At 47.6% G+C, this 6,349-nt stretch carries 7 protein-coding genes; all 7 read left to right on the forward strand.

The window, feature by feature from the left end; all coding sequences use genetic code 11:
* Window positions 1–3 precede the first annotated feature (3 nt).
* The 7 genes from ACRRQV_RS12460 to ACRRQV_RS12490 all read left to right on the forward strand — a co-directional run bounded on the left by ACRRQV_RS12460 (window position 4) and on the right by ACRRQV_RS12490 (window position 6,166).
* Complete coding sequence (locus ACRRQV_RS12460; protein WP_432531296.1) at window positions 4–597, forward strand: TetR/AcrR family transcriptional regulator; 594 nt, start codon at window positions 4–6, stop codon at window positions 595–597.
* Window positions 587–1,000: an acyl-CoA thioesterase gene (locus ACRRQV_RS12465; protein WP_432531298.1), complete on the forward strand. Its 414-nt coding sequence runs from the start codon at window positions 587–589 to the stop codon at window positions 998–1,000. Before ACRRQV_RS12460 ends, ACRRQV_RS12465 begins: the two co-directional genes overlap by 11 nt.
* A complete protein-coding gene (locus ACRRQV_RS12470) occupies window positions 1,000–2,772 on the forward strand; it encodes an acyl-CoA dehydrogenase family protein (RefSeq protein WP_432531333.1) in 1,773 nt (590 codons plus the stop codon). Before ACRRQV_RS12465 ends, ACRRQV_RS12470 begins: the two co-directional genes overlap by 1 nt.
* Window positions 2,773–2,784: 12 nt before the next feature.
* Window positions 2,785–3,759 (forward strand): quinone oxidoreductase family protein, encoded by a 975-nt coding sequence (locus tag ACRRQV_RS12475; protein WP_432531300.1) that lies wholly within the window; start codon window positions 2,785–2,787, stop codon window positions 3,757–3,759.
* An 81-nt stretch (window positions 3,760–3,840) separates the two neighbouring features.
* On the forward strand, window positions 3,841–4,773 hold the full coding sequence (locus tag ACRRQV_RS12480; protein WP_432531302.1) for a ketopantoate reductase family protein: 933 nt from the start codon (window positions 3,841–3,843) through the stop codon (window positions 4,771–4,773).
* 24 nt (window positions 4,774–4,797) lie between these two features.
* Window positions 4,798–5,781 (forward strand): zinc-binding dehydrogenase, encoded by a 984-nt coding sequence (locus ACRRQV_RS12485; protein ID WP_432531304.1) that lies wholly within the window; start codon window positions 4,798–4,800, stop codon window positions 5,779–5,781.
* 76 nt (window positions 5,782–5,857) lie between these two features.
* On the forward strand, window positions 5,858–6,166 hold the full coding sequence (locus ACRRQV_RS12490) for a DUF4870 domain-containing protein (RefSeq protein ID WP_432531306.1): 309 nt from the start codon (window positions 5,858–5,860) through the stop codon (window positions 6,164–6,166).
* Window positions 6,167–6,349 lie beyond the last annotated feature (183 nt).

A 6,349-nucleotide genomic window follows, 5' to 3' on the forward strand; every position in this document is an offset into this window, starting at 1 on the left:
GGCATGAAAGAAAAAATAACAAAACAAAGCATTCTTCTGTTTGAGAAAAAGGGCTTCAGCGAAACGTCCATCCAAGAAATTGTCGAAACGCTCAACGTAACGAAAGGCACGTTTTATTATTATTTTGAAAGCAAAGAGCAGCTCTTAATGGATATTCACCTCGGCTATATCAATGATTTATTGGCGAGGCAGGAAACGATTCGAAAAAGCAGCGCCAGCAACGAAGAAAAACTCATCGGCATTGTGCATTTATTGATCACAGACATACAAGAACAAGGGCCGAGCGGCAAGGTGTTCTTTCGGGAAATGCGGCATTTGACAGAAGGCAATGCAGAGGAAGTGAAAACGAAACGCGAGCAATTCCGCTTGAATATTGAAGAAATCATTCGAGACGGCATTGCGGCAAGCGAGTTTCGAAAAGAGTTGTCGCCGGGCATTCTCGCTTTTGCCGTACTCGGCGTCACCAATTGGAGCTACCAATGGTTCAACCCGAACGGAGAAATTTCCGCTGAACACTTAACAGAGATTTATTGTGATTTCATCTTAAAGGGCATTTCCCAATTTAGAAACAAAGGAGCGGATTCAAATGGCACATGAAACGACTGTCAAAGTACGCTTTAGCGAAACCGATGCACTCGGCCATATTAGCAATATCAGTTATTTTATTTACTTGGAAGAAGCCCGGACCGATTTTTTTAGCGAATTGGGGTTTGGCACAGGAATTGAAGATTGGAAACTGATTTTGATTTCCGCAAAATGCGATTTCCTCAAGCAAGGATTTTTCAATCAACGCTTGAAGATCCATTCCGATATTACGCGGATCGGCAATTCAAGTTTTATGATCGGCCACCGGATCACCGATGAACAAACAGGAGAATTGATTGCAAAAGGCGAAGCCGGCGCTGTTTATTTTGATTTTGACAAGCAAAAAAGCGAAAGGATCCCCGATAACTTAAGAAAGAAACTTGAAGAGCATGTAGCAAAGGAGGCCCGCTCGTGATGGAACTTAAAACCTTAGCTTATCAAGGCGCCGGCTTTTTGCACCAGTCTTCCGAAGCCGGAAGTATCTTTACGCCTGAAGACTTTACCGAAGAACACCGCATGATCGCAAAAACCGCCAAACGCTTTTTGGAAAGCGAAGTAAGGCCGAATCACGAAGGAATTGAAGAGCAAAATTTTGATTTAGTGAAAGTTCTGCTTGGAAAAGCAGGAGATCTTGGCCTTCTCGGGCACAGTATTCCGGAAGCTTACGGCGGACTCGGTTTGGATAAAGTCAGCAAAGGTTTGGTCGGCGAATTTCTTGGTTCAGCAGGCAGCTACAGCGTGGCGCAATCCAACCATACATGCATCGCCACGCTGCCGATCACGTATTTCGGAACGCCTGCCCAAAAAGAAAAATACTTGCCAAAACTGGCATCCGGCGAATGGATCGGCGCTTATTGCCTGACAGAACCGGAAGCGGGAAGTGACGCATTATCTGCTAAGACAACTGCCCGGTTGAACGCTGCAGGTACGCATTATTTGTTAAACGGCACGAAAATGTTCATCACAAACGCAGCTTTTTCGGATACGTTCATTGTTTACGCAAAAGTGGACGGCAACGCTTTTACCGCGTTTATTGTCGAAAAAGAGCATCCCGGCTTGTCGCTTGGGGTAGAAGAACAGAAAATGGGCATTAAAGGTTCGTCGACGCGGACAGTGACTTTTGACGATTGTGAAGTGCCGGTTGAAAACGTGCTTGGCGAAATCGGCAGGGGCCACGTGATAGCGCTAAACGTACTGAATCTCGGGCGCTTCAACCTTGGTTCTGCTTGCATGGGTGCTGCTAAATATGCGTTGGAGCTCACTGTAGGCTATGTGAAGGAGCGCCGCCAGTTTGGCAAGCCGATTGCGGAGTTTAGCGCGACCCAAGAAAAAGTGGCGGATATGGCGCTGCGCATTTATGCGGCAGAATCGCTTCAGTACCGGACAGCGGGCTATTTGGAAGACGCGCTTGGCGGCTTGTATGAATCGGACGACCACCGCTTGATTGCGAAGCGGCTGATGGAATACGCCACCGAATGTGCAGTCTGCAAAGTGTACGGATCGGAAACTTTGGACTTTGTGGCGGACGAATCGCTTCAGCTGCACGGCGGCTACGGATTTATCAAAGAATACAAAGTTGAACAAATCTACCGCGATTCCCGGATCAATCGCATTTTTGAAGGAACGAATGAAGTGAACCGTTTGCTGATCCTTGGGAACTTATTGAAACAGGCAGCAAAAGGAGAGCTGGGGTTGGATGAGGCCTTTAAAGGAGCCATTGCAGAAATGAAGTCGCCTAAAGTAGAAGCGATCGGACCTATTTCCCGGGAAATAGAGGCGGTACAGGCGATGCGACGCGTCTTTTTGTTTGCAGCAGGAATGGCTTATCAAACGCACGGTGCCAAACTGGGTGATGAACAAGAAGCGTTGATGAAACTGGCCGATATGGGCATTGCGTTATTTGCAGTGGAATCGGCTGTTTTGAGGACCGCCAAGGCCCTTGGACAAAACGGGGAAGCGCAAGAAACAGTGAAAATCGAGATGGCGAAAGCGCTTGTCGACGATGCCTTGCTAGAAGTGGAGATGGCTGCCCGCAAAGTGATTCAAGGAATGGCGTCCGGAAAACAATTGAGTGCCAGTGTTTCTATGGTGGCTGCAGAACTTGGGCGTTTGCAGCGTTCAGGCGGAATTGCTTCAAAGCGGCATATTGCAGAAACGATGTTTGCAGCAGGACAGTATACCAATTAAGGGGGAAGATATGTGAAAGTCGTTAAATTTGAAGAATATGGCGGACCGGAAGTCTTGAAACTGGTGGAGGCAGAAATCCCGAAGCCCGTTGAAAGGGAAGTAATCATTGAAGTTAAAGCGATTGGTGTCAACTATGCCGATACGGCAAGGCGCGAAGGGAAGTACGTGGTGCCGACAGAACTGCCGTATGTGCCTGGTTCGGAAGTTGCGGGCGTCATCGTGGAAACAGGAAGCGGCGTGGCAAAGTTCCAAAAAGGCATGCGGGTTGTGGCATTGATTGAATCTCAGGGCTATGCGGAATACGCTGCAGTACATGAAACGGTGTTGACGCCAATTCCGGAAGGTGTGGACTTTGACCAAGCGGTAGCGTTGCCGCTTCAAGGATTGAGTGCGTACCATATTATCAAAACGATGGGCCGCCTGGAAAAAGGGGAAAGCATTTTGATTCACGCAGCGGCAGGAGGCGTTGGTGCCATTGCGGTGCAGCTGGCAAAAATTTTCGGGGCCGGCCAAATTATTGCGACTGCGAGTTCGGATGAGAAGTTGGCGCATGCCGAAAAAATGGGTGCTACTCATTTAGTGAATTATACGGAAGCGGGCTGGGAACAAAAAATCAAAGAACTCACCGGCGGCAAAGGCGTCGATGTGGCGCTCGAAATGGTCGGCGGCGATGTTTTCAATAAAACCATCAAATGCTTGGCGCCTTTCGGCCGACTGGTTATCTTTGGAGCAGCAAGCGGCGAACAAGCTACCTTTAATCCCGGCCAGTTGATGCGGAAAAACCAATCGGTCATCGGCTTTTTCCTGCCGCAGATCATGCGCAAACCGGAACTGTTCCAGCAAAGCTTTGCGGAATTGCTGGGTTATGTGAATAGCGGCCAATTGCAGCTGACCATCGGCGGAACGTTCCCGCTTGAGGAAGCGGCGCACGTCCACACTTTATTGCAAGGAAGAAAAACCATCGGCAAATTGGTTTTGAAACCCTGACTTCTCCTTGGTTAAACAGAATTGTGGCACAAATAGAATTGTTGCTCCACAATAAAAGCAAGGAATAAAAGGAGGAATTCGATGAAAATTCTTGTTGTCGGTGCGGGTGCAATAGGTGGATACTTCGGCGGGCGGCTTCTTGAAAAAGGACAAGACGTGACCTTTTTGGTGCGCCCTGGAAGGAAAGAAAAACTCGAAAAGTCAGGACTTAAAATCAAAAGTGTCAATGGAGATGTTGCACTGAGGCCCAAGTTAATCACTTCAGAACAAAAAGGCGAACCGTTTGATGTGGTGATTCTCTCAACAAAATCTTATCAGCTTTCGGCGGCCATCAAAGATGTTCGCCCTTTTGTGGGTGATGAGACAATGGTGTTGCCGCTGCTGAATGGAGTGGTCCATATTGAAGATTTAGCTGTTGCGTTCGGAGATAAAGCAATCATCGGTGGATTATGCTATATCGAATCGACTCTAGATGCAGAAGGCACCGTCATTCAGGCAAGCCCCATGAATCAGCTCGTTTTTGGCGAGCGGTCAGGCGAGAAATCCGATCGCATACTCGACCTGCAAAAAGCATTCAACGGAACAAAAGGTGACTTTGTACTAAGCGATCAAATCGATCAAGAGATGTGGCAAAAGTATTTATTTATTACGGCAATGTCGGGCATCACCTCTATGATGGAGTCGCCAATCGGACCCATTCGCGAATTGGAATCCGGAAAACGGACCATTGCGGCGTTTATCAAAGAACTTGCAAACGTGATGTTTGGTATCGGCGCACCCATTAAAGACACTGTGGTTCAAGACCAAATAGAAAAAATCCATTCTATGGGAGCTGGTATGAAATCGTCGATGCAGCGAGATATGGAAAAATCTCATCCGACAGAAGTGGAACATCTGCAAGGCTATTTATTGGAAAAAGCCAAAGAAATTGGTGTAAGTGTCCCGATACTCGAAACGATTTACACAAAATTGAAGTTGTATGAACAAAACTTACATAACGGAATCCAGAAATAAAACCGGTGGGGAGAGGATGCAGCAGTGAAAGCATTTGTCATTGAATCAGGTGAATTGAAAGTGAAAGACATGAAAGAACCGGAGGCAAAAATTGGAGAAGTGGTGGTTTCACTTCGGACAGCGGGATTGAACCACCGAGACTTGGGCTTAGTCCGGCGCCATGGGGATAAACCGGAGGCATTGATCATCGGCTCGGACGGAGCAGGAGTCGTTGAATCAATCAGCGAGGGCGTCACGAATTTTTCGGTCGGTGATGAAGTAATCATCAATCCGGCGCTTCGCTGGTACCACAACAGCGATGCGCCGCCGAAAGAGTTTGATATTTTGGGCATGCCGGACCACGGAACGTTCGCCGAAAAAATCTCGATTTCGGTCGAACAACTGGAGAAAAAACCAGGCTATTTATCTTGGGAAGAAGCGGGTTCTTTGCCGCTTGCCGCGTTGGCCGGCTACAGAGCGCTGTTTACAAAAGGCGGAGTCAAACAGGGCGACACGGTGTTTATTCCCGGAGCGGGCGGCGGGGCTGCAACTTATTTGATTCAATTCGCCAAAAGTGCAGGCGCTCGAGTGATTGTCACGTCCAGAAGCAAAGACAAGCTGGAGCAAGCCAGAAAATTAGGCGCGGATTTGGCGATTGATACGTCGAGTGACTGGAATGAAGAATTAGCTGATGAAACAGTGGACTTGGTCATCGAAAGCGTCGGGCGCGCCACGTTTAACCGGTCGCTTGGCGTTTTGGAAAAAGGCGGGCGGATAGTGGCTTTTGGCGCGACGACGGAAGACACGATCGATTTTGATCTTCGCCAATTTTTTTACGGGCAATATCAATTGTTTGGGTCGACGATGGGAAGCCGGGAAGAACTGCGGGAGATGCTGAAGTTTATGGAAAAGCACGCCATTCATCCTTTAGTGGACAAGGTTTTTCCATTGCAGGAAGCCCAAGCAGCATTTGAGTATTTAGCGGCAGGCAAACAATTCGGCAAAGTTGTTTTAAAGCTTGGAAAATAAACTGGAGCACCTGAAACTTTTTCATTCATCAGCCGTATACTAGATAAGATAAAAAATCGACTGGAGATGAAAATTGATGGAGAATACCGGTTTAAAAATTCTGGTCCATGCAAGTGCGTTTTTTGCCCCGTTTTTGGTGCCGTTTATTGTGTTCTTGATTAGCAGTGACCGCGAAGTGAAAAAACTTTCCATCCAAGCCTTGTTGTTCCAAGTAGTAATGGGCATCCTGTTTGCGATTTCGTTCGTGCTGATGTTTATCGTGATCGGTATTCCGATGCTGATTGTCGTTAGTATCATGACAGTGATTGTTCCAATTTGGGGCATCGTCCGAGCATTGAATGGCGACCGCTTTGATTACCCGATCGTCGGAGCTTGGTACCAATAAATGAAAAAGTACTGCTATCCATTGGATGGCGGTACTTTTTTTCGCTCACGAGAAAAAACGCACGCTCACGAGAAAAAACGCACGCTCACGAGAAAAAACGCACGCTCACGAGAAAAAACGCACGCTCACGAGAAAAAACGCACGCTCACGAGAAAAAACGCACGCTCACGAGAAAAAACGCAC

This window comes from Planococcus sp. YIM B11945 (assembly GCF_050864155.1).
Taxonomy (GTDB): domain Bacteria; phylum Bacillota; class Bacilli; order Bacillales_A; family Planococcaceae; genus Planococcus.